The 19,800-nt window shown below is 63.4% G+C and carries 21 protein-coding genes; 9 read left to right on the top strand and 12 right to left on the bottom strand.

Annotated elements, in window-relative coordinates; genetic code table 11:
* Window positions 1-103: 103 nt before the first annotated feature.
* Both PVZ80_RS02300 and PVZ80_RS02295 read left to right on the top strand, forming a co-directional pair.
* Window positions 104-571, top strand: a complete 468-nt coding sequence (locus PVZ80_RS02300; RefSeq protein ID WP_007926908.1) for an RNA methyltransferase — start codon at window positions 104-106, stop codon at window positions 569-571.
* An 88-nt stretch (window positions 572-659) separates the two neighbouring features.
* Window positions 660-1,031: a YgaP family membrane protein gene (locus tag PVZ80_RS02295; protein WP_009047570.1), complete on the top strand. Its 372-nt coding sequence runs from the start codon at window positions 660-662 to the stop codon at window positions 1,029-1,031.
* 128 nt (window positions 1,032-1,159) lie between these two features.
* Here the strand turns inward: PVZ80_RS02295 and PVZ80_RS02290 are convergent.
* The 3 genes from PVZ80_RS02290 to PVZ80_RS02280 all read right to left on the bottom strand — a co-directional run bounded on the left by PVZ80_RS02290 (window position 1,160) and on the right by PVZ80_RS02280 (window position 4,137).
* Window positions 1,160-2,295 (bottom strand): IS3 family transposase gene (locus PVZ80_RS02290; protein WP_273863380.1). Its coding sequence is split into 2 segments (ribosomal slippage): window positions 1,160-2,046 and window positions 2,046-2,295, totalling 1,137 coding nucleotides; the frame shifts between segments, so codons are not numbered across the junction.
* 107 nt (window positions 2,296-2,402) lie between these two features.
* Window positions 2,403-3,641 (bottom strand): hypothetical protein, encoded by a 1,239-nt coding sequence (locus PVZ80_RS02285; RefSeq protein WP_124307869.1) that lies wholly within the window; start codon window positions 3,639-3,641, stop codon window positions 2,403-2,405.
* 46 nt (window positions 3,642-3,687) lie between these two features.
* Window positions 3,688-4,137 carry a YcgN family cysteine cluster protein gene (locus tag PVZ80_RS02280; protein ID WP_007926912.1) on the bottom strand — a complete coding sequence of 150 codons (450 nt, stop codon included), beginning with the start codon at window positions 4,135-4,137 and terminating at the stop codon, window positions 3,688-3,690.
* A gap of 455 nt (window positions 4,138-4,592) precedes the next feature.
* Between PVZ80_RS02280 and PVZ80_RS02275 the strand changes: the two genes are divergently transcribed.
* Window positions 4,593-5,186 carry a nitroreductase family protein gene (locus PVZ80_RS02275; protein ID WP_009047568.1) on the top strand — a complete coding sequence of 198 codons (594 nt, stop codon included), beginning with the start codon at window positions 4,593-4,595 and terminating at the stop codon, window positions 5,184-5,186.
* 160 nt (window positions 5,187-5,346) lie between these two features.
* Here PVZ80_RS02275 and PVZ80_RS02270 read toward each other — a convergent pair whose 3' ends face one another.
* The 5 genes from PVZ80_RS02270 to PVZ80_RS02250 all read right to left on the bottom strand — a co-directional run bounded on the left by PVZ80_RS02270 (window position 5,347) and on the right by PVZ80_RS02250 (window position 10,370).
* Entirely contained in the window at window positions 5,347-6,279 is a 933-nt protein-coding gene (locus PVZ80_RS02270) for a D-2-hydroxyacid dehydrogenase (RefSeq protein ID WP_028681865.1), read from the bottom strand.
* A gap of 127 nt (window positions 6,280-6,406) precedes the next feature.
* Window positions 6,407-6,700: a YcgL domain-containing protein gene (locus PVZ80_RS02265; RefSeq protein WP_009047566.1), complete on the bottom strand. Its 294-nt coding sequence runs from the start codon at window positions 6,698-6,700 to the stop codon at window positions 6,407-6,409.
* Complete coding sequence (gene rnd, locus PVZ80_RS02260; protein ID WP_009047565.1) at window positions 6,697-7,830, bottom strand: ribonuclease D; 1,134 nt, start codon at window positions 7,828-7,830, stop codon at window positions 6,697-6,699. The genes PVZ80_RS02265 and rnd overlap by 4 nt, the downstream gene beginning before the upstream one ends.
* A gap of 122 nt (window positions 7,831-7,952) precedes the next feature.
* Window positions 7,953-8,636 carry a class I SAM-dependent methyltransferase gene (locus PVZ80_RS02255; RefSeq protein ID WP_028681864.1) on the bottom strand — a complete coding sequence of 228 codons (684 nt, stop codon included), beginning with the start codon at window positions 8,634-8,636 and terminating at the stop codon, window positions 7,953-7,955.
* Window positions 8,637-8,720: 84 nt separating this feature from the next.
* Window positions 8,721-10,370, bottom strand: coding sequence for a phosphoethanolamine transferase (locus PVZ80_RS02250; RefSeq protein WP_009047563.1), 1,650 nt, complete (start codon window positions 10,368-10,370; stop codon window positions 8,721-8,723).
* Between the two features lie 265 nt (window positions 10,371-10,635).
* Between PVZ80_RS02250 and PVZ80_RS02245 the strand changes: the two genes are divergently transcribed.
* Window positions 10,636-11,418, top strand: coding sequence for a transporter substrate-binding domain-containing protein (locus PVZ80_RS02245; protein WP_273863379.1), 783 nt, complete (start codon window positions 10,636-10,638; stop codon window positions 11,416-11,418).
* On the opposite strand, the gene cynR is transcribed toward PVZ80_RS02245, so the two are convergent.
* Entirely contained in the window at window positions 11,391-12,281 is an 891-nt protein-coding gene (gene cynR / locus PVZ80_RS02240) for a transcriptional regulator CynR (protein WP_110176196.1), read from the bottom strand. The genes PVZ80_RS02245 and cynR overlap by 28 nt on opposite strands.
* 111 nt (window positions 12,282-12,392) lie before the next feature.
* On the opposite strand from cynR, the gene PVZ80_RS02235 reads away from it, so the two are divergent.
* From PVZ80_RS02235 to PVZ80_RS02215, 5 genes are all read left to right on the top strand, one after another.
* Window positions 12,393-13,052 carry a carbonic anhydrase gene (locus PVZ80_RS02235; protein ID WP_273863378.1) on the top strand — a complete coding sequence of 220 codons (660 nt, stop codon included), beginning with the start codon at window positions 12,393-12,395 and terminating at the stop codon, window positions 13,050-13,052.
* A 104-nt stretch (window positions 13,053-13,156) separates the two neighbouring features.
* A complete protein-coding gene (gene cynS, locus PVZ80_RS02230; RefSeq protein WP_009042607.1) occupies window positions 13,157-13,627 on the top strand; it encodes a cyanase in 471 nt (156 codons plus the stop codon).
* A 222-nt stretch (window positions 13,628-13,849) separates the two neighbouring features.
* Complete coding sequence (locus PVZ80_RS02225; protein WP_273863377.1) at window positions 13,850-15,034, top strand: cyanate transporter; 1,185 nt, start codon at window positions 13,850-13,852, stop codon at window positions 15,032-15,034.
* Window positions 15,035-15,050: 16 nt separating this feature from the next.
* Window positions 15,051-15,959, top strand: coding sequence for a DMT family transporter (locus tag PVZ80_RS02220; protein WP_028681860.1), 909 nt, complete (start codon window positions 15,051-15,053; stop codon window positions 15,957-15,959).
* A gap of 184 nt (window positions 15,960-16,143) precedes the next feature.
* Window positions 16,144-17,082, top strand: coding sequence for a LysR family transcriptional regulator (locus tag PVZ80_RS02215; protein ID WP_009047557.1), 939 nt, complete (start codon window positions 16,144-16,146; stop codon window positions 17,080-17,082).
* 24 nt (window positions 17,083-17,106) lie between these two features.
* Here PVZ80_RS02215 and PVZ80_RS02210 read toward each other — a convergent pair whose 3' ends face one another.
* The 3 genes from PVZ80_RS02210 to PVZ80_RS02200 all read right to left on the bottom strand — a co-directional run bounded on the left by PVZ80_RS02210 (window position 17,107) and on the right by PVZ80_RS02200 (window position 19,759).
* Window positions 17,107-17,469, bottom strand: coding sequence for a 5-carboxymethyl-2-hydroxymuconate Delta-isomerase (locus tag PVZ80_RS02210; protein ID WP_009047556.1), 363 nt, complete (start codon window positions 17,467-17,469; stop codon window positions 17,107-17,109).
* 94 nt (window positions 17,470-17,563) lie between these two features.
* The gene (locus tag PVZ80_RS02205; RefSeq protein WP_009047555.1) at window positions 17,564-18,493 is read right to left on the bottom strand and encodes a LysR substrate-binding domain-containing protein; all 930 of its coding nucleotides are present in this window, start codon (window positions 18,491-18,493) and stop codon (window positions 17,564-17,566) included.
* Window positions 18,494-18,586: 93 nt separating this feature from the next.
* Window positions 18,587-19,759, bottom strand: a complete 1,173-nt coding sequence (locus tag PVZ80_RS02200; RefSeq protein ID WP_028681858.1) for a fimbrial protein — start codon at window positions 19,757-19,759, stop codon at window positions 18,587-18,589.
* Between the last annotated feature and the right edge of the window lie 41 nt (window positions 19,760-19,800).

Genomic DNA, 19,800 nt, shown 5'->3' with positions numbered 1-19,800 from the left:
CTGATCCTGCGGGTGCGCGGCTTGCCCGCGATGCATTTGCCGGATCCAACCGCCGGCCGACAATCCCCGTATAATCGCGATTTTTCTCGAAGGCACCCCGCTCGTGGCAAACAAAAGGTACAGCTGCATTGGTTTGTATAACCCCAAGTCACCGGAGAACGTCGGTTCGGTGATGCGCGCCGCCGGCTGCTATGGCGTCGCGTCGGTGTTCTACACCGGCAAGCGCTATGAACGGGCCCGCGACTTCGTCACCGACACCAAGAAAGTCCACCAGGACATCCCGCTGATCGGCATCGACGACCTGAAGAAGATCCTGCCCCTGGGTTGCGTGCCGGTGGCGGTGGAACTGGTGGAAGGTGCCCGCTCGCTGCCGGAGTACACCCATCCGGATCGCGCGCTGTACATCTTCGGCCCGGAAGACGGCTCCCTGGACAAGGACATCCGTGACTGGTGCGAAGACGTGGTCTACATCCCGACCACCGGTTGCATGAACCTCGCCGCCACCGTCAACGTGGTGCTCTACGACCGCCTGGCCAAGGGCAACAACACCCGCTCCGGTCCTAAGTTTTAAGCGCTGTTCCGAGTTCGCGGCACATTCGATGGAACAAGCGACGCGCCAGCGCAGTCAGCTTTATATCCATCCCCCCTGGAGACAGATCATGAGCGACAGCAAACAACTGGAACCCATCGCAACCACCCCTTTCCAGAGCCCGGCGGAGCAGAACGTACAAGGCTGGGAGCGCATCGGCTCGCTGGCCGGCGGCGTGGTGATGGTCGGCAAGGGCCTGCGCCGTGGCGGTGTGTTCGGCCTGATCCAGGTGGCCATCGGCGGGGTCGCCCTGGCCCGTGGCATCACCGGCCACAGCTCGGCGAAAAGCCTGCTGGAGAAAAGCCGCCAGGACATGCAGAACGTGCGGGCGAAGATCGAGCGCGCCGGCGCGGAGCTGAAAACCCTCAAGGCCAATGCCGAGGCGGCGAAGCGTACCGCGACAGGCAACGATTCGCTGAAATCGCCCAAGGCCGGGGTCTGATAGTCGGACGCGAAACTCGTGTTGAATGACAGGACGCTATCGCGAGCAAGCTTCGCTCCTACAAAAGCTGTGCTGCCCTGTAGGAGCGAAGCTGAACTGGTCAAGTAATCCTGGACACCGATTACGGTTTACGCCGCCAGTTTCTCCATCGCCACCGGCGACCAATAGTCGTTGTAACTGTGAGGCCTGATGCTGTTGTAGCGCGTGATGTAGCGCTGCACGTCCACTCGGGCCTCATGCTCCGAGCCGTAGCCTGTTTCGGGTACCCACTCCGATTTCAAACTGCCAAAGAAACGCTCCATCGGGGCGTTGTCCCAGCATTCGCCCTTACGACTCATGCTTTGCCGGTGCCCATGTTCCAGCAGCTCATTTCTGAACTTATGGCTGGTGTACTGGCAACCTTGATCGGAGTGAAACAGCACATCTTTGGGGCGCCCCCGTAGCTCGACGGCCATCCGCAAGGCTTCGCAGGTCAACGTGGCATCGGAGATCATCGAAAACGACCAGCCCACGATCCGGCGGGCGAACAAGTCCAGAACCACGGCAAAATACAGCCAGCGCTTGCCGACCTTGATGTACGTGACATCGCCGCACCACACCTGGTTGATCGCCGTGACCTCAAACTGACGCTTGAGCACATGCGGCGCCACCAGCGCTTCCACGCCGGAGGACTTGTACTTGTGGCGCCGCCGCTGACGACTGGCGATGCCGGCTTCTCGCATCAGGCTGCGAGCCATGTACCGTCCGACCCGATGCCCATTGGCTTGCAGCTCCTTGGCCAAGGTACGCGAGCCGGCAGAGGCTCTGGAGGCCTTGTGGTGCTTGACCAGCAAGGCTTTGAGCTTCTCTCGTTCGGGACGCACCCGGCCTTGGCGCTGGCGCCAGGCGTAAAAGCTGCTGCGGCCGATTCCCAGCACGCGGCAGCATTTGTTGACACCGTACTGCTCACCCAACTCATCGATCAGCGAGAGTGATCTTTGGCGTCCAACAGCAGGAGAGCACTGGCCTTTTTTAGGATTTCGATATCCCGGTCTTTTTGCCTGAGCAAGGCTTTGAGTTGTTGGATTTCTCGCTGATCAGCGGTAATCGCCTTGGCCCCGACCGGAGTCGATCCCTGGCGTTCCTGACGAACCTGTTCAACCCAGCGACGCAGCGCCGTAGGGCCAACACTCAAACTGGCGCAGACCTCGGGAACCGATAGCCCCTCGTCCAACACCATGCTGGCCGCCTTGAGCTTGAACTCACTCGAATAAGAATTACGCATATCCAAACACCTCAGATTTGGGCGCCATCATAGCGCCCGATTGGGGTGTCCAGAATTATTAGGCCAGTTCAAGCTTGCTCGCGATGACCGCAAAGCGGTCGATTCCACTAGCGCAACAAATCGCTGTCGAGCACCTTCGACGAGCCGTCCAGCACCGTCTCGCTGAGCTGGATAAACTCCTTGGTGCTGACACGCTCCAGATGCATCACCGCCCGAGTCACATCATCCAGCGAACGCTTGTTGCGGGTCTTCAGGCGGATCTCCCGATCCAGCTCCTGCAACAGCAGCACGGCCCTGGCCACCACCGACGCGTCCACCTGCTCGCCGCGCAGGCTGCCGACGCCGTGGCCACTCTTGGCCAGCCGAGTCTCCAGGGCTTGATAACGCTCGTCGCTCATGCCGCCGGCGCGGCGCATCAATTCGATGGCGTAGTACTCCGCCAACCCCTCGCCGATCCAGTCGCTGCGCTCGCTGTCGTTGATCCGGGCAAAGGCCTGGATCACCTCGCGCAACAGCGGGCTGGTGCCGCTCTCGCTGACCAGCGGCAGGCGGCTGTGCAAGAACAGCGAATCGTGTCCGGCCAGGCTGCCGCGCCACATCGGGTCGGCCGCGCCGACGATCAGCAACTTGCTTGGGTGGCGGGGAAAGGTCGCCTGGATCTGCGGCCAGACGAAGGTCAGCAGGGTCAGCACATCCATGCGTCGCATGCCCTGCCCTTGCGGCGAGGCCACCGTGACTTCGGTTTCCCCCAGCCGGGTACGGCGGCTGCCCAGGGCGCCGGCCAGCATCCAGCCGGTGGGCCGGTCGAACAGGCGCGCGGGGTTATCGATACGGAAACGGTTCTTGCCGATCCGCGGCCAGGCGGTCTCCACGCTTTTCCAGCCCGCGGGCAACTCGAACTCCAGGCGCGACACCAACTCGATACCGTCCTGCTGGTCGAGCTTCGCCGCCGGTACCAGCGCATCGCCACGCAACAGGGCCCAATGCGGGGTCATGCGGCTGTCGAAGCTGTCTTTCTTCAGGCTGTGGCTGATCCGCACCCGGTAGCTGAGGCTGGCCTTGCCGCTGGCCGGGCGCCATATGCCACGCTGCAGCGCGGAAGGCTTGGCCGCGTCGGACTGCCATTGGCCATCGGCCTTGAAGTTGCTGTAATCGCCATGCTTGCCCAGGTTGAAATCCAGGCTGCGCACCGCCGCGCCGTCCGCCAGGGTCAGGCGCACCTCGGCCTGGTCGCTCTGCGGCAACAGACGCACGTGGTAATCCAGATCGACTTTTTTCGCCGCCCACCCCGGCGCACTGAGCACCAGCAGCCAGCCGGCCAGCGCCAGCCTTGCCCCCACAGCCATACACACTCCTTCGTGAAACAACCTTGAACGCGAGCGCGGCGTACCTTCAGCCGGCGCGGAAAATCAGGTGATCTTCCCAGTCCTCTTCGGCCACGCTGCCTTCGGCGAGCATGCGTCCGGATTGGGAAATACGCTCGTGGTGCACCGCATCGCGGTCACCGCACACCAGATGGTGCCAGAGCGGCAGGTCCTTGCCTTCGCTGACCAGGCGATAACCGCAGGTCGGCGGCAGCCATTTGAACTCATCGGCCTTGCCCGGGGTGAGCTGGATGCAATCCGGCACCGAGGCGCGGCGGTTGGCGTAGTCGCTGCACTGGCAGGTCTTCAGGTCCAGCAGTTTGCAGGCGATGCGGGTGTAGTAGACGCTGTTGTCTTCTTCATCCTCGAGCTTCTGCAGGCAGCACAGGCCACAACCATCGCACAACGACTCCCACTCCTCCTGATCGAGTTGTTCGAGGGTTTTACGGATCCAGAAGGGTTCAACTTTGGCGGCCATGGCTCAGGTAATCGGTATCGGACAAGGAAAAGGCCGCCAGTCTAGTGCCCAAGGCCGCGCGGGCCAAGCGCTGGCGACTGTCGGTAAGGCACTACTTGTCAGGCCGCATGCGGCGCAGTAGCTTTGCCTGTCGCAAAGCCCTATGTCCGCGTGCCAGGAGCTGAACGAAAAGTCGGCGAGCGAAGGTCAGGCAAGGCAAAAACAGGCGAGGAACGGTCGGGGTCGCGCCCGACTGTAGGGGCCTACATGAGCATTCCGAGCCTGTTTTTAACGCAGCATGACCTGCGTAGCGCCGAAGGCGCCCAGCGCGCAGCCACTTTTCGTTCAGCTCCTAACGCTCGACCGCGTCGCACCGGTGAACCGCCCAGGGCCAGGAAAAAACCCCATTGCTCAGTTCAACTGCGCTCGCCGGTTTATCCACATTTCATTCTCAAACGTAGCCAGGAATCTCTGTCATGAGTGCCAATCCCCGCGTTGCCGAGTACGCCATTCACCCACAGTTCACCGATCGCTGGTCGCCGCGCGCCTTCACCGGCGAGGCCATTCCCGAGGAAACCCTGCTGAGCTTCTTCGAAGCCGCGCGCTGGGCGCCGTCGGCCTACAACTCGCAGCCGTGGCGCTTCCTGTATGCGCGCCGCGACACGCCGAACTGGGAACGTTTCCTCGGCCTGCTCAACGAGTTCAACCGTGGCTGGGCGCAGCACGCCTCGGCGCTGGTGATCGTGATCTCGAAAACCACCTTCACCGCGCCCGGCGCCAGCGAAGAAACCCCGGCCCTGTGGCACACCTTCGACACCGGCTCGGCCTGGGGCCATCTGGCGCTGCAAGCCAGCATCAGCGGCTGGCACACCCACGGCATGGCCGGGTTCGACCAGGAACTGACCCGCAAGGAGCTGAAGATTCCAGAAGGTTATGCCCTGCATGCCGCCGTGGCCGTCGGCAAGCTGGGTGACAAGGCGAGCCTCGCCGAATACCTGCAGGCCCGCGAAGAGCCAAGCCCGCGTCGCCCGCTGAGCGAAACCGCGGCCGAAGGCGACTTCAGCCTGTAAGCCTGCTGCAATCCCTGTAGCCGCTGCCGCAGGCTGCGATAAGGCCCGAAGGGCCTTCCGAGGCCCTCAAGAGCACGTCTCCTTCGGAGCCGATCGCAGCCTGTGGCAGCGGCTACAGGGTCCACGCAAAAGGCGGCATCAGCCCCCTCTGCGCAGCGCCTCAATACCCCCGCGCGAAATCCACTTCGCCACGCAACGCCGCATTGGCCTGATAGGCCTGCAGGTTGTCGATGAACAGCTGCGCCATCAGGGTCGGCGAAGTCGGCGCCGAACTGTGGCCAGTCAGCAGCAGGCCCCAGGCAGTCCAGAACGGATGGCGCTGCGGCAACGGCTCCTGACGGCAGACATCGATCACCGCCCCCGCCAGATGCCCTTCCTTCAGGGCCTCCACCAGATCCGCATCGACCACCGCGACACCGCGACCGACGTTGATGAACAGGCCGGTCGGCTTGAATTGCTTGAACAGCGCCGCGTCGTACAGGTCATGGGTGTGCGGGGTGTTGGGCAGCAGGTTGATCACATAATCCACCTCGCCGACCAAACGTCCCAGGTCCGCCAAGGCCGCCACTTCGATAAACGGCGCCTGCTCCCGGGCTTCGCTGGCGATGCCGTACAGCTCGACGCCGAATGGCAGCAGGAACTGCGCCACGCTCTGGCCGATATCGCCCGCGCCGACGATCAGCACCTTGCGCCCGGCCAGGCTCTGGCCCGTGCGGTTATCCCACTTGCGCTCGACCTGGCTGACCAGGCGCGCGAGGACTTCGCGCTCGTGGCCGAGCATGTAGGTGAGCACGTATTCGGCCATGACCTGGCCGAAGATCCCCACGGCGCGGGTCAGCCGGTAATGACGCGGCAGGCCGTCGGCAAGCAGCGGCGTGATGCCGGCCCAGGTCGATTGCAGCCACTGTGGCTGGTGGCCCTGGCGCAACAGGGTGGCCAGCAGGTCCGGCTGGCCGAGCCAGACCGGGCAGTCCGCGGCCAGCTTCGACAGTTCGGCGGAATCGCCGCTGGTGAGCACTTCCAGGTCAGGTGCCAGCTGACGCAACAAACGGGCATAAATAGCGTGATCGTGTTCGGCAATCAGAACGCGCATGGTTCAAACCTTACAAAACGGTGCAGGCGGCCGCCGACGGAGTATCGCTCCATCGATCGCGACAGCCGCCAGATAGAGTCAGTTCCATTTTCAACGATGCCCTGGACAGGGCATCTACAGGTGTCCGTCAGACCGGATCATTACGGCGCAACAGCTCTTCGGGCAGGTGCTCGATGTACTCGTCCTCGGCCGGTGGCATCTGCAGGTGGTAACCCTGCTTCTCGAGGTTCTCCAGCACCTGGTGAATGTCCTCGCGCGACAGCTTGCGCTCCGGGCTCAGCACCAGGTCGAAGGCGTGCTGCGGCTTGCCGAACGCCAGCAGCAGGTTTTCCGGCACGCGCTCCAGGGCATCGCTCTTGAGCACGTAGAGGTACATCTCGTTCTTGCGCGGGCTTTTGTAGATCGAGCAGATACGTTTCATGGCTGTTCTCCGGCGGTGGCCAGGCTGTCGAGCAGCGCCTGGCCCATCAATTCGCGGCGCCAGCCACGCAGCGAATCGGGCAATTGGTAGGGTCCGTTGGGGAAGCCGCTCTTGAGCAGGCTTTCCAGGGTTTTCTTGCGCAGCATCAGTTCCGGGGCGATGCCCAGGCGCTCGGCTTCGGCCTGGCCCACGGCGCGCAGGCGCTTGAGCAGAGGCGAGGCGTCCATCGGCAAGGGCTCGGGCACCACCGGCGGCCACTGGTCGGGGCTGACGCTGGCGGCACGCTTGATCAGGCCCAGCAGGAACTCGCCGTCCTGGCGCACGGTGCGCGGGTGCATGTCTTCGATTTTCGCCAGGGCGCCAAGGCTGTCCGGCTGGCTCTTGGCCAACGGCCACAGCGAGTGCTCGCGCACGATCCGGTTGCGCGGCAAGTCCCGCGCCCGCGCCTCGCGCTCGCGCCAGGCGCAGAGTTCACGCAGGACTGCCAGCTGCGCGCGGGACAGTTTCCAGGCCAGCTTGGCCTCGCGGTAGACCTCGTAGGGGTCGACTTCGCGGCGCAGGTTGGCCACCAACTCGGCGCCGTCTTCCAGCACCCAGTTGTATTTGTCCTCGGACAGTTTCGGCCGCAGCTGAGTGAAAACCTCGGCCAGGTGCACGGCGTCTTCGGCGGCGTAGCTGACCTGGGTTTCCGAGAGCGGACGCTGCAGCCAGTCGGAGCGGGTCTCGCCCTTGGGCAACTCGATGCCCAGCACTTCCTGGACCAGCCGCGAGTAACCCATGGAGAACCCCAGGTTCAGGTAGGCGGCCGCCAGTTGCGTGTCGAACAACGGCGCCGGCAGGCTGCCGGTCAGGCGCAGCAGGACTTCGAGGTCCTCGCTGCAGGCGTGCACCACCTTGACCACCGCGCTGTTCTCCAGCAAGGCCGCCAGCGGCTGCCAGTCGTCGATGGTCAAGGGGTCGATGAGGTAAGCACGCTGGCCATCGCCAACCTGCAACAGGCCGGCGATCGGATAAAAGGTGTCGACCCGCATGAATTCGGTGTCGAGGGCGACGAATGGCAGCTTCTGCCACTCGGTGCAGAATTGACCGAGGCTATCGTTGTCGCGAATCCAGTGAATATCGATGGCCACACGGCTCTCCCTTGAAGAATGGCGCGCAGTATATATCGCCCTCGGCGATTTCTGAGCATTCACTCGACAAGAGCCTGCGCGAAATCGGCACCCGGCCACAAGAATAATCCGCCCGCCGTCGGCTAACCCTGTTTGCGCAGTACGTAAACCCGCCAGGCGGCGCAACCGGGAATGAAATCCTGGTGGCTGAGCACTTCGAATCCCGCGTCCTTGAACTCGGCCTCGACCCGCGCCCGGCTGGTCTGCCCCCATGGCTCAGGCTGCAGTTGCCGGGTGTGGTTGCCCAGCAGCCGGTCCTGCAGCCCCTTGAGACGACTGTCGATGCGCACCGCGAGGATCACCGAGTCGCGGCTGACCCGATGAAACTCGCCCAGCAACGCCAGGCGCGCCTCGCTGCTGGCGATATGCGGAAACAGTTGCAGGCAGACGATGCAATCCACCGCGTTGGCCGACAGGCCGATGCTGAACGACGAACTCTGGAAAGTCCTGACCCGCCTGAGCAGGCCGGCCGGGTGGTGGGTCTGGGCGTGGTTGAGCATGTCCTGGGACGGGTCCGCCGCCAGGATCACCCGATTACCGTGTTCGCCCAGCACCGGCCAGAAGCGCCCCGCGCCACAGGCCAGGTCGAGAATCAGCCCGGGCTCGCCCGCCACCTTCAGCGCGTGGCGGACCAGCCATTCGTCGCGCCACAGCGACAGGCGCCGCCCCAGCCCGAGCGGACGTTCGTCGCCACAGACGCGCGCATGCGCCTGGTCATAGCGCCTGGCGAACTCGAGCTCGAGGGGGGATGGAGGGTGCGCGGACATGAATCTGCTGGCTCTTGTAGGTCTTGGATAAAAAACAGGTTACCGCCCCGATCGTGAAAAAAAGGTCGAACGCCGATCAAGGCTTCATTGCCGCGCCAGCACGCCATCGACCACGCTGCCCCGGCAGCCGGCGAACAGGTCCAGGTCGGGCTGGTAAACCTGGCTGTCGACCTCCAGCAGGCCAAGCATCGAGTGGAACAGGTTGTCCTGGCTCAGCGGTTTTTCCCGGCTCAGTTGCAGGCAATGGGTGTCCACCGAGAACGCCTTCTGATAGCTGTCGGAGAACCAAGCCAGCATCGCCACATGCTTTTGCTGCGACGGCGCGAGCATGTAGGGCGTGCCATGCAGGAACAGGTTGTATTCACCCAAGGACTCGCCGTGGTCCGACAGGTAGAGCATGGCGGTATCGACTTTGTCCTGATTGCTGCGCAGCAGGTCGATCAGGGTCGCCAGCACGTGGTCGGTGTACAGCAACGTATTGTCGTAGCCGTTGACGATGCTCTCGCGGCTGCAATTGTTCAGGGCATTGCTCTGGCACACCGGGGTGAAGCGCTCGTATTCCTTGGGGTAGCGCTTGAAGTATTCCGGCCCGTGGCTGCCCATCTGGTGCAGGACCAGCACGGTGTCCTTGTCCAGGCTATCGATGAAATGCTGCAGGCCCTGGAGCAGGATCTCGTCGCGGCATTCGCTGTTGGCACAGAGCACCGGGTCCTTGAGGTTGCTGACATCGTCCAGGGTCACCCGGTCGCAGGTGCCCTTGCAGCCGGACTGGTTGTCCCGCCAGATCACCTCGAGCCCGGCACGCTTGAGCACGTCCAGCAGCCCTTCTTCGTTCTTCGCCTTGCTGGCGTCGTAGTTCTTGCGCCCCATGTTGGAGAACATGCAGGGCACCGAGACCGCAGTCTCGGTGCCACAGGACGACACGTCGGTGAAAGCGATCAGGCCGTTTTCCTGGCTGAGTTTCGGCGTGGTGTCGCGCTCGTAGCCCAGCACGCCGAAGTTCTCGGCCCGGGCACTCTCGCCGACCACCAGCACCGTCAGCGACTTGCGCGCGTGGTTTTGCCAGGTCGGATTGCGCTGGGCATCTTCACCGATCTTGACGAAGGGCTGGCGCGCCGAGACCACTTGCTCACGCAGGTAACCGAAGGAAGCGCCCACGTAGTTGCTCGGCACGATCATCAGGCGCAATTCATGGTGATTGCGAAACAGCGAGGCCAGCCCCTGATAGTTGGCCAGGGCGACCCCGCCAATGGCCGCCGCGCAAATAAAGGAAACCAGCAACTTGCTGAATAACTCGCGGTGCCAGCGCCGATAATTAATCGGGGTTTTCCACAATAACCAGGAAGGCAATACGCCCAGCAACAGTATATAAACAAGCAACTTCAGCGAGAGTAAGTCACGCACTTCCGTTGCATTGGTTTCGGCAAAGTTGCGAAACATTCCGGCATCTATCAGCACTCCGTACTGGTTCATGAAATAAGCTACGCCGGCACTGACCATAAACAACAGAACCAGCACCGGCTTAAGTACTCGGCGAAACGCCAGCCAGGTCAGAATCAGGTTGAAGGCGCAGAAGATCATCACCCCGAAGGCCACGCGCATGGCGATACCACGGGCGTCCGAGGCGGTAATGCTAAACAGGTGCTGCCAGAGCACAAAGTTGCAGCCCAGTAATAAAAAGGCGCAGGCAATCAGCGTCACCCATTCAGGACGCAGGGGTTTGATGTTCAGCATGATGATCGGCGTGTTCCTTGAAAGAAGTGCGTCGTCAACATGCCCGTTATTCAATGACTGCCCACGACAGCACGAACTTTAGGTAGCCGACCATCAACGTTTCGTGAAAAAGAAGCCAACAAATAGTTGGCATGGCCCTTTGCCAAAACTTTTTCGGCGAAAACAATCCGCAACGCCCTGGCAAGCGATGCGCCTTGCCCCGTTCGAGCCCGGCGCAAATAATGAGCCGCCCTCGGCCACTCCCTCGTCATCAAGGATCGACCGCATGAAAGCACGCCTCCTGCTCTGCTCGCTGCTGACCCTCAGCGCCCCGGCATTTGCCGCACCCAACGCCTCGCACCTGGACCAGGTCATCGAACGTGGCCACCTGAACGTCTGCACCACCGGCGACTACAAGCCCTACACCTACCTGCGCGCGGACGGTGCCTACGAAGGCATCGATATCTCGATGGCGCAGTCCCTGGCGCAAAGCCTGGGAGTCGAGGTGAAGTGGGTGAAGACCACCTGGAAAAGCCTGATGCCGGACTTCCTGGCAAACCAGTGCGACATCGCCGTGGGCGGTATTTCCGTGTCCCTGGAGCGGCAGAAGAAAGCCTTCTTCAGCGACACCCTGGGCGTCGACGGGAAGATCCCCCTGGTGCGTTGCGCCGACAAGCAGCGCTACCAGACCGTCGAGCAGATCAACCAGCCTTCGGTACGCCTGATCGAGCCGCCGGGCGGCACCAACGAAGTCTTCGCCCGGGCCCACCTGCCCAAGGCCAGCCTGACCCTGTTTCCTGACAACGTGACCATCTTCGAGCAACTGCTGGAAAACAAGGCCGACGTGATGATCACCGACGCTTCCGAAGCGCGCTTCCAGCAGAAGCTCAAGCCGGGGTTGTGCGCGGTGAACCCCGAGCAGTACCTGCAATACAGTGAAAAAGCCTTCCTCCTGCCACGGGACGACGTCGCCTGGAAAAACTACGTCGACCAGTGGCTGCACCTGAGCAAGGCCACCGGCTTCTACACCGGCGTGGTCAATCAGTGGCTGGCGGCGCCCACGCCCTGAGTCGTCAGCAGCTCGCGAAAAGCCTGGCACGCGGCGCTGCGATAGGCGCCCTTGCGCCCCAGCAACGCCACGCTGCGGGGCGCCAGGGCCGGTTGCAGGAGCACCGGGCGCAGGCCCGGCTGTTCCTGGGTGATGGCCAGCGGCAGGATGGTCGCCAGTTGCCCGCGGCGGACGATCTCGACAATGGCGCCGATGGAGTTGGCTTCGATGGCGATGCGCGGCGTGATCCCCTGCTCGCGGCAATAACGATCGATATGCTGGCGGGTGGCGAAATCACCGCTGAGCAACACCAGCGGCTGCCGCTCCAGCTCGGCCGCCGTCAGCTGCCGCGGTCGCTCGGGCTGTTGCTCGCGGCTCACCATCAGGCTCAGGCTCTCCTCGAACAACCGCTGGCTGTCGATGTCCGGCAGGTGCTGCCCGGCAAAGGCGATGCCCAGGTCCAGGCGATCTTCGGCCAGGGCCGCTTCCAGCCGGTCCTGGGTCATTTCTTCGAGGCTCAGGGCGATTCCCGGATAACGCTGGTTGAAACGGGTCAGCAGCGGCCCCGCCAGGTACGTGATGAAAGTCGGGGTCATGCCCAGGCGCAACGATCCGCGCTGCAGATCCTGCACGTCATGCATCGCTCGCTTGGCCGCCTCCAGGTCCTGCAGGGCCCGCCGCGCATAACGCACATAGGCCTCGCCGGCGTCGGTCAGGCGCACAGTGCGCCCCGAACGATCGAACAGCGGCGCGCCGAGGCTGTCCTCCAGTTGCTTGACCTGTTGCGACAGCGTCGGCTGCGACACGTGCAAGGCTTCGGCGGCGCGGGTGAAGTTGCGGTGCTCGGCGACGGCCAGCAGGTAACGGATATGGCGTAGCAGCATGCTGGACTCCAAGCTATAGGCAGTACTTATGGAGAGCATAACAAGCCGGTCTTGGACGCTATAGCTGAAATTTTCCATCCTTGCGCCATCAGCGATGCAAGGAGAACCACCATGCAGCACATCATCGACGGCTTCCTCAAGTTCCAGCGCGAAGCCTTTCCCAAACGCAGCGAGCTGTTCAAACAACTGGCCACCACCCAGAACCCGGGCGCCCTGTTCGTCACCTGCTCCGACAGCCGGGTGGTGCCGGAACTGCTGACCCAGCAGGAGCCGGGCGATCTGTTCGTGATCCGCAACGCCGGCAATATCGTGCCCTCCTACGGGCCGGAACCGGGCGGCGTGTCGGCCACCGTGGAATACGCAGTGGCCGTGCTCGGGGTCAGCGACATCGTGATCTGCGGGCATTCGGACTGCGGCGCCATGACCGCCATTTCCACCTGCAAATGCCTGGACCACCTGCCCGCCGTGGCCAGCTGGCTGCGCCATGCCGAGTCGGCCAAGGTGGTCAATGCCGCCCGCAGCCATGCCTCGGACGAAGCACGCCTGGATGCCCTGGTGCGGGAAAACGTGATCGCCCAGCTGGCTAACCTGAAGACGCATCCGGCGATTGCCCTGGCCCTGGAACAGGGCCGGCTGAACCTGCACGGCTGGGTCTACGACATCGCCAGCGGCGACATTGCCGCGCTGGATGGCCCGAGCCAGGGCTTCGTGTCCCTGGCCGAACACCCCGACACCTGCGCCTTGGTCGGCAAACCGCGACACGCGGCTTGAGCGCTGCCTTTCTTAACAGCTTCTTTTCAACAGCTTCTTTTCAACAGCTTCTGTTCAACAACTCGTTCAACAACCGCTTCACCATCCCCAAAGAGGAACTCCACATGCTGCAATCCCAATTCGCCCAAGCCCCACGCCTGGCCCTGGCCGACACCATCATCGATGCCAAGGCGCGCAAGAACCTGTCGTGGCAACAGCTCACCGACGGCACCGGCCTGAGCCTGGCCTTCGTCACCGCTGCCCTGCTCGGCCAGCACGCCTTGCCGGCCGCGGCCGCCGACCTGGTCTGCAGCAAACTCGACCTGGACCAGGACGCCAGCCGCCTGCTGCAAAGCATCCCGTCGCGCGGCAGCATCCCCGGCGGCATCCCCACCGACCCGACCGTGTACCGCTTCTATGAAATGCTCCAGGTCTACGGTTCGACCCTCAAGGCGCTGGTCCACGAGCAGTTCGGCGACGGCATCATCAGCGCCATCAACTTCAAGCTCGACATCAAGAAAGTCGAAGACCCGGAAGGCGGTTCCCGCGCGGTGATCACCCTGGATGGCAAGTACCTGCCGACCAAGCCGTTCTGATCCCCGCCCCTGTAGGAGCGAGCTTGCTCGCGATAGCTGCGCAGCAGCGGTGTATCCGACGCTGCGCGTTATCGTTGCGGATTGATCGCGAGCAAGCTCGCTCCTACAGGGATATGCATCCACGGCAGTATTTAGTTTTTAAATACTGTCGCTGACTTTCTGATTTGCCGGCCTTGCGCCGGCCATCGCCTAATCAGCGCCTGAATTGTTCAAGGCCTGGTTATGGAAAATGTTCGTGCGACAACCCGTCCCGCCTTCTGGCTGATGCTCAGCGTGATTCTGGTGGCCTTGAACCTGCGGCCATCGATGGCCGCTGTCGGCCCCCTGCTGTCCGGCATCCGTGGCGATATCGCCCTGAGCTTCAGCGGCGCCGCGCTGCTGACCATGCTGCCGGTCATGGCCATGGGCCTGGCGATGTTCTTCGGCGTGCGCATCGGCCAGCGCCTGGGCGAGCACCGCAGCGTGGTGGTTTCGCTGCTGGTCATTGGCCTGGCCACCCTGTCACGGTTGTTCCTCGATTCGGCCGCCGAGCTGATCCTCAGCGCCGTGCTCGCCGGCCTCGGCATCGCCCTGATCCAGGCGCTGATGCCGGCGCTGATCAAATCGCGTTTTCCCGACAATGTCTCACTGTTCATGGGCCTGTACGTCACCTCGATCATGGGCGGTGCGGCGGTCGCGGCGTCCTTCGCCCCGCTGGTGATGAGCCGCACCGGCAGCTGGCGCCTGGGCCTGGCGATCTGGGCGGCGCTGGCGGTCCTGGCGCTGCTGTTCTGGTACGCGCAACGGGCGGCCATGCCGAAACTGCCGGGCGCCACGACCCGCCACGAAGCCTTCGCCAGCAACCGCCGCGCCTGGCTGCTGGCAATCTTCTTCGGCCTGGGCACGGCGTCCTACACCTGTGTCCTGGCGTGGCTGGCCCCCTACTACGTGGAACAAGGCTGGAGCGAACAGAACGCCGGCCTGCTGCTGGGTTTTCTCACCGCCATGGAAGTGGTCTCGGGCCTGGTGACGCCGGCCATCGCCAATCGCAGCCAGGACCGCCGCCTGGTGTTGGTGGCGCTGCTGATGCTGATCATCGCCGGCTTCTGCGGGCTGATTCTCAGCCCGCAGCACCTGAGCCTGCTCTGGCCGTGCCTGCTCGGCCTGGGTATCGGCGGCTTGTTTCCCATGAGCCTGATCGTGTCCCTCGACCACCTGGACAATCCGCGCCGCGCCGGTGGCCTGACCGCCTTCGTGCAGGGCATCGGCTACCTGATCGCCGGCCTGTCGCCGCTGCTCGCCGGGATCATCCGCGACCGCCTGGGCAGTTTCGAATGGGCCTGGTGGTCGCTGACCGCGATCATGGCGCTGATGATCCTGATGGTCCTGCGCTTCGATCCGCGGCACTACCACCGCCACTTCCAATGACCCGGGACACGCTCCGATGAAACCCGCCAGCTTCCTCAACGCCCATCTCGGCATGCTGCTGTGGGCGGTGCTGATCGCCGCCTCGTTCTTCGCCGCGGCCCAGGTCAGCCAGGCCGTCGACCCGCTGTTGCTGACGGGCCTGCGCCTGCTGCTGTCGGCCCTGATGTTCGTGCCGTCGCTGTGGCTCAACGGCGCGTTCCGGATCACCCGCGCCGGGTTGCGGGCGCATGCGCTGCTGGGCCTGTTGCTGGCGATCTACTTCGCCTCGCTGTTCGAAGCGCTGCGGCATACCTCGGCGGTCAACACCGGCATCCTGTTTGCCCTGGTGCCGCTGCTGACCCTGCTGTTCGAGGGCATCCTGCTGAGCGGCGACCCTGCGAAAAACCGCCTGTTGCCGATGCTGCTGGCGGCCGCCGGGGCCATGCTGCTGACCTTCAAGGGCGGCGCCGAGGGCATGCCGTCGCTCTACGCGGTCGGCGTCTATGGGGTCGGCTGCCTGGCCATGGCCGGTTATTCGCCACTGAGCCAACGGCTGAAAGCCACCAGCCTGAAAGATCGCAGCCCGGCCGCCATGACCTTCTGGAACATGCTGTTCGGCGCGCTGTTCCTGTTCGCCTTTTGCCTGCCCGGTGGCGCCTGGCGCAGCGCCGTCCTGCTCACTCTCGACGACGGCCTGTGGCTGCTGTACCTGGCTTTGTTCGCCACCCTGGCGACCTTCTGGTTGCTGCACCGGGCCATCGGGGTGATCGCGCCGGCCACGGTGATTTCCTACATCTACCTGAGCACCCTGTTCATCACCCTCTTCCATTGGTTCGGGCTGGGCCGGCAACCCTTGCCGAGCGAGCTGCTCGGCGCGCTGCTGGTGGGCCTGGGCATGTTCGCGCTGATCCTCGGCAGCCGCCGGCCGGCACCGGCGCTCGGCTGAACGCACAAAGCACAGGGACAAGCCGCTACGCGCTGCGCCACACTGCGCAGGTCGTGTTCTCGGAATTAATTGTCCCCTTGCTGTCCATGAAACCCCGGGGCAAGGATTCAATTAGGACGATCGTTCCGTTAGCATCAGGCGAGTTTGCGCACGACCGCGCGAGGTGCTTAACGAGACGGAACTGATGCTGAACAGTAACTTGCTTAGAAAGCTCGATATGCAGGACCTGATGGTGTTCGTCGCCGTGTACGAGCAAAGCAGCGTGACCGGGGTCTCGGAAACCCTGTGCGTGAGTCAGTCGACCGTCAGTTACTGCCTGAAAAAACTGCGCACCGGCTTCGAGGACGAGCTGTTCATCAACACCCGCACCGGCATGCGTCCGACCTACAAAGCCACCACCATGTACAGCCACGTGCTGAAGATTCTCGAGAGCATCAACCTGTGCCACTCCGGGGTCCAGGCCTTCGACCCGACCCGCCAGGCCGTCACCTTCAACATCTGCGCGCCGGAATATTTCGAACTGCTGATCCTGCCCCGCCTGCTCAAGGGCTTCGACTTCGCCGACCTGCCGGTGTCGGTCAATGTGCACAAGCTGGAAACCGACATCCCCGCCGATGAACTGCGCGACGGCAGCCTGGACCTGGTGATCTGCTTCGGCCCGAACTTTCACCACAACCACCCCGACCTCAAGTCGCAGGTGCTGCTCGAGGATGACCTGGTGTGTGTCTTCGACAAGCGCGCGACGCCGCCGCTGGAGCCGCGTTTCAGCCTGCAGTCGTTCGTCGAGCGCCGGCATGTCTACCCCACGCCCTGGACCTCGACCACCAACATGGTCGACGGCTGGCTGGCCCGTCAGGCCCACCGGCGGCAGATCGTCGCGCGCTCCAACAGCTACAGCGCGGCGCTGAAGATGATCACCGGCACCGACTTCATCCTGACTCTGCCGCGGCGCATCCAGGCGCTGCTGACCAACGACGCGGTGTTCAGCCATTGCGAAGCGCCCAACGGCCTGCCGGGCTTTACCCTGGACATGCAATGGAGCGCGCACACCGACCAGGACAGCGCCAACACCTGGTTCCGCGAGCAGGTGGTCAAGGTCTGCGCGCAGCAGGGCCTATTGTAGGTTCAGGCCCTGCCGCATTCCGGCTCAGTGACCGATGCTGAGCTTGCCGTAGGAGTCGCGGTCGATATCGAGGATCTCCACCGCCAGTTGCAACTCGACGCCGGCCGGCCACTCGCAGAGTTCCTGCAGCACCGTCAGCAGGCTTTGCGAAAGCTGCTTCTTGATCTGTGGCGAACGCCCGCTGAGCAACGACAGCTTCACATGCACGAACCCCCGCTCGCCGAGACCGGTGCCGACGCGAAACGTCTCGACCTTGCGCGCGCGGCTCTTGATGTCGTATTCAGCGAACTGCCCGGACGCCACCAACGCGTGGTTGAACCGCAGCAGGGCCTTGTCGGCATCCAGTTGCGGCAGGTTGGCGGTGTATTCCATATACAGATGAGGCATGGCAGAGCTCCCTGAAAGGTGGCGTGAAAAAGGCGCTCCATACTACACGCCCCGCGACGGCCTGCCTGAAATCATCGACCCAGGGATAGGAAGCTCAACGGGCCTTGAGCGGCGCCTGGTCGCGGTCGCTCATGAACGCCTCCAGCCGCGAACGCAACCAGCGCTCGGCCGGGTCGGTATCGACATGGCTGAGCCAGACCATGGACAGGTCCAGGGTCGGGGTCTTGAACGGGAACGGCTCCTGGAACAATTGCCCCGACGCCGCCATGGCCGCCGCCGCGTAGTCCGGCAGGCTGGCGATCATGTCGGTCCCCGCCAGCAACGCCGGCAGCGCACTGTATTGCGGCACCGACAACACCACCTGGCGCTGCCGGCCGATCTCGGCCAGCCACTCATCGGCAAAACCGCTGACATTGGCTGTGTGCGACACCAGCACGTGCGGGCGGGAACAGTATTCGTCGAGGGTCAGCGGCGTGTCGCTGGCATCGGCGCGCAGCACGCTGGGCTGGATATGCCGCAGCAGCTTGCGCTTGGCGTTGGCCGGCAGCCCACGGGTCTGGCTGATGCCCACGGTGATGTCGCCGGCGGCCAGCAGGTCCGGGATCCGCCAGTAGTCCGCGTGCTGCACCACGAACACCACCTTCGGCGCTTCCTGGCGCAAGGCCCGCAACAGCGGCGGCAACAGGCCGAACTCGACGTCGTCGGACAGGCCGATGCGAAAGGTCATGGTGCTGCTGGCGGGATCGAAATCATGGGTCAGGCTCAAGGCCGAGGACAAGGCATCCAGCGCCGGCGACAGGTGCTGGATCAGCTCCTCGGCGCGGGCGGTCGGCTCCATCCGGTGGCCCACGCGAATGAACAGCGGATCGTTGAAGATCGCGCGCAAGCGATTGAGCGCCGAGCTGATGGTCGGCTGGCCGAGAAACAGCTTCTCCGCCGCCCGGGTCACATTGCGCTCGAGCATCAGGGTTTCGAACACCACCATCAGGTTGATATCGGCCTTGCGCAGTTCGTTGCGATTCATCCGTGTGCTCCATCCCCAGGTCGGAGCCCAGTGTAGAAAGGCCCCGCAATGGCGTCCATCGTCATCGAAGGGCCTTCATTCAAGCCTGAATGGCTAAGGGAAGGTAAAGGTGAACTCCGCCGCGCCATCGGCATCGCCAACCTTGACTTCGGCATCGCTGCCGGTGCGGATGTAGCCGGCCCGCAGCGGGATGATCGCGCTGTCGCCCACCCGTTGCATGTCGTAGAGGGTGCCGTCGTACTTGATCCGCTGCTGGTTCAGGTCGTTGATCATGATGATGCCGAAGCCCTTGGCGCTGTTGGGCGAAGCCGTCAGGTTGAGCACCGAGGGGTCGGTGTGACCGGCGACCTTGTCGGTGAAAGTGATTTGTGGCTTGGCATTCAACGCGCACTGGCTCAGCTCGATGCGAAACGGCACCGGCGACGAGGTGGAACCCACCTTGGGAAAGTCCGCCAGGGAGAAACGCCCGAGCTTCACCGGGATGGTCTTGTACGACTCCACCTCGCATTTGTTGGGAATAATGGGCCCGGGCCCGCCACCCATATTGATGATGGCGGGCCCCATCAACGGGTAGGGTTTGCGGCAGATGCCGATGGGTATGTTGTCGTTCGGGATGCTGACCTCTTCGCCCAGGCTAGCCACACCCTTGAGCAAGTCGACCGCATACAGCGTCAGCCGCGAGCTGCCATCCACCTGCTTGACGATCAACTCGCCGCTGGGTAACTGGCTGGGGGGAACCGTCAGGATCAGAGACTGTATGTAGTTGGTCACCATCACCGAGCGCTGGTTCTGGCCAGCGCCGGGGTCAAACATGACCTGGTTCTTTTCCTGCGCGACGGGTTTGTTAGTCTGGGAAATCTCCCTGAGCACTCCGTCCGAGGAGTTCACGGCAATCTTGAAACCGATGCCGCTGATATTGGTTGGCGCAATGCCATCGGGCAATGGCGTGCCCGCGCTCCAGTGCCCGGCAGATACCAGCTCATGGGCCTTGTTGCCGGTGCCGCCGCCATATTTGTAGTTGGTGATCAGGGCCACCGGTCGTTGCCACAGGACGGCGCCTACCGGGGTGGCGCTGGTCAATGCCGTCACTTCCACCCAGGGCAGGCCGGCGTTGTTACTGAACGAGCAGTCGATCGCCTGGCTTTCCACCATGTCAGCCTGTGCCGTCGCACCGATCAAGCCCGGGAGCAGGCACGCCAATGCCTGGACAGTACGGTAAAGCCGACGCCTGCGGCAGCCAGGCCTGAACGCCAATGGGTGGATCATGGGGGGCATTCTCCATGTTCTGCTTGAGCGCGGCCGTGTTG

This window comes from Pseudomonas sp. B3G-3, assembly GCF_028640915.1.
GTDB lineage: Bacteria > Pseudomonadota > Gammaproteobacteria > Pseudomonadales > Pseudomonadaceae > Aquipseudomonas > Aquipseudomonas chlororaphis_I.
Note: the sequence above shows the minus strand (reverse complement) of the source record. Positions and strands in the feature narration are given on the sequence as shown.

Excerpts from the sequence above, each read along its gene's own strand:
- PVZ80_RS02295 (WP_009047570.1), top strand. The coding sequence starts at position 660 with ATGAGCGACAGCAAACAACTGGAACCCATCGCAACCACCCCTTTCCAG.
- PVZ80_RS02285 (WP_124307869.1), bottom strand. The coding sequence starts at position 3,641 with ATGGCTGTGGGGGCAAGGCTGGCGCTGGCCGGCTGGCTGCTGGTGCTC.
- PVZ80_RS02280 (WP_007926912.1), bottom strand. The coding sequence starts at position 4,137 with ATGGCCGCCAAAGTTGAACCCTTCTGGATCCGTAAAACCCTCGAACAA.
- PVZ80_RS02275 (WP_009047568.1), top strand. The coding sequence starts at position 4,593 with ATGAGTGCCAATCCCCGCGTTGCCGAGTACGCCATTCACCCACAGTTC.
- PVZ80_RS02270 (WP_028681865.1), bottom strand. The coding sequence starts at position 6,279 with ATGCGCGTTCTGATTGCCGAACACGATCACGCTATTTATGCCCGTTTG.
- PVZ80_RS02265 (WP_009047566.1), bottom strand. The coding sequence starts at position 6,700 with ATGAAACGTATCTGCTCGATCTACAAAAGCCCGCGCAAGAACGAGATG.
- PVZ80_RS02255 (WP_028681864.1), bottom strand. The coding sequence starts at position 8,636 with ATGTCCGCGCACCCTCCATCCCCCCTCGAGCTCGAGTTCGCCAGGCGC.
- PVZ80_RS02250 (WP_009047563.1), bottom strand. The coding sequence starts at position 10,370 with ATGCTGAACATCAAACCCCTGCGTCCTGAATGGGTGACGCTGATTGCC.
- PVZ80_RS02245 (WP_273863379.1), top strand. The coding sequence starts at position 10,636 with ATGAAAGCACGCCTCCTGCTCTGCTCGCTGCTGACCCTCAGCGCCCCG.
- cynR (WP_110176196.1), bottom strand. The coding sequence starts at position 12,281 with ATGCTGCTACGCCATATCCGTTACCTGCTGGCCGTCGCCGAGCACCGC.
- PVZ80_RS02235 (WP_273863378.1), top strand. The coding sequence starts at position 12,393 with ATGCAGCACATCATCGACGGCTTCCTCAAGTTCCAGCGCGAAGCCTTT.
- cynS (WP_009042607.1), top strand. The coding sequence starts at position 13,157 with ATGCTGCAATCCCAATTCGCCCAAGCCCCACGCCTGGCCCTGGCCGAC.
- PVZ80_RS02225 (WP_273863377.1), top strand. The coding sequence starts at position 13,850 with ATGGAAAATGTTCGTGCGACAACCCGTCCCGCCTTCTGGCTGATGCTC.
- PVZ80_RS02220 (WP_028681860.1), top strand. The coding sequence starts at position 15,051 with ATGAAACCCGCCAGCTTCCTCAACGCCCATCTCGGCATGCTGCTGTGG.
- PVZ80_RS02215 (WP_009047557.1), top strand. The coding sequence starts at position 16,144 with ATGCTGAACAGTAACTTGCTTAGAAAGCTCGATATGCAGGACCTGATG.
- PVZ80_RS02210 (WP_009047556.1), bottom strand. The coding sequence starts at position 17,469 with ATGCCTCATCTGTATATGGAATACACCGCCAACCTGCCGCAACTGGAT.
- PVZ80_RS02205 (WP_009047555.1), bottom strand. The coding sequence starts at position 18,493 with ATGAATCGCAACGAACTGCGCAAGGCCGATATCAACCTGATGGTGGTG.
- PVZ80_RS02200 (WP_028681858.1), bottom strand. The coding sequence starts at position 19,759 with ATGATCCACCCATTGGCGTTCAGGCCTGGCTGCCGCAGGCGTCGGCTT.